This is a genomic window from Kitasatospora sp. NPDC057518, assembly GCF_042802075.1.
In the GTDB taxonomy this organism is placed as follows: Bacteria; Actinomycetota; Actinomycetes; order Streptomycetales; family Streptomycetaceae; genus Kitasatospora.
In genome coordinates this window covers 1-1,162 of sequence record NZ_JBHVEU010000808.1, presented here as the reverse complement: position 1 = coordinate 1,162, position 1,162 = coordinate 1, and the positions used below count along the sequence as shown (strand labels likewise).

Below are 1,162 nucleotides of genomic sequence, written 5' to 3'. Positions count from 1 at the left end.
CCGCGCCCATCGCGGGGTCGGTGAGCCGGGTGATCATCAGCCGCCGGTCGGCGTCGAGCGCCGCCTGCCAACCACCCTGCAGGAAGGCGCGCAACCCGTCGGGAGTTCCATCGATCGCCTTGTCCGCGGCCTCGCGAACCTTCGGCCCACCCACACTGGAGATCTGCGTGGCCGCGAGCAGATCGTCAAGGCGCTGCGCCCCGGCGATGTCACTGTCCAGGAATCGTTTCACGTCCTGGTCGGAGCCGGCCAACGCAACCTCAGCCAGCTCGTGCATGCGAGGGCCGCCGTGGAGCCAGGCCTGGACCGTGCGCTCGCGGTTGCTCAGCTGAACCTGGTCGTCGGTCGGTTCGACGGCCGAAGCCGTCGGGATGCCCGCCCCCACCAGCCCCGCCGTCAGAGCCAGCGGCAGCAGGCCCAGGGAGAGCCTGCCCAGCAGCGGCGGCCTCCCCCTCCCCCGCCCCCGTGACCGGGATATCGAATGGTGCATCAGAAACCTCCACTGTCGGCATCGGCCGGATTCGCGGCCGCAGCGGAGCCTACGGCAGATGACGGTACGACAGAACGTTCACGAAGTCAGAAAGTTGCTCGAAAAATGGCCAATGAAACACCTGCCAAAGGGCAAAGCCAAGCAAATACAACCGCATCACCGATAGGCACCCAACCACTGGAAAAGCATGACATTCCGCCTGGCCAGAGCCTAGAAAGTGCTTGTCGAGCCGCCAGCCCATCTGGTTCGATGGCCCGGATTCCGGCTGCGGCACCGAAGGCGTCGATGCGGCAACTTCGGCTACTTCCACCGGCAATGATGTCTCGTCATTGCCGGTTGGTTCGCCCACCATTCAGGCCGGTCACCCGATTCCGCAGATCCGCCCGTCAGGGCAACACCAGATGAACGAAAAGGATTAGGCATGGCAAAGCGCTTGTCTCGCTTGCTCGTTGGCGCTGCGGTCGCCGTGGCCGCCACGCTCGGCGCCACCGCACTCGCCTCCGCCGACGGCACTCCGGCGGACAACTCGGCCGCGCCGGTGGCGGTCGAGGACTTCAACTACCCCGGCCCGGCGCCCTACCCCAACGTCAAGCTGCTGCGCGGCGACGGCCACATCGTGCTGTCCGACTGCGCCGTCGACAGCCAGATCAGCGTGTTCAGCTTCGACCTGCC

General features: G+C 66.4%; 2 protein-coding genes and 1 pseudogene. 1 reads left to right on the top strand and 2 read right to left on the bottom strand.

Annotated elements, in window-relative coordinates:
- Both ACFU7Z_RS39540 and ACFU7Z_RS39535 read right to left on the bottom strand, forming a co-directional pair.
- A partial coding sequence (locus ACFU7Z_RS39540) for an ALF repeat-containing protein (RefSeq protein WP_380783008.1) occupies window positions 1-490 on the bottom strand: 490 nt, incomplete at its 3' end.
- Between the two features lie 49 nt (window positions 491-539).
- Entirely contained in the window at window positions 540-842 is a 303-nt protein-coding gene (locus tag ACFU7Z_RS39535) for a hypothetical protein (RefSeq protein WP_380783006.1), read from the bottom strand.
- 90 nt (window positions 843-932) lie between these two features.
- On the opposite strand from ACFU7Z_RS39535, the pseudogene ACFU7Z_RS39530 reads away from it, so the two are divergent.
- Window positions 933-1,162, top strand: a pseudogene (locus ACFU7Z_RS39530) (hypothetical protein); the annotation flags it as partial.

What these genes read in the sequence shown, in the direction of transcription:
- ACFU7Z_RS39535 (WP_380783006.1), bottom strand. Translation starts at nt 842, where the DNA reads ATGGTGGGCGAACCAACCGGCAATGACGAGACATCATTGCCGGTGGAA.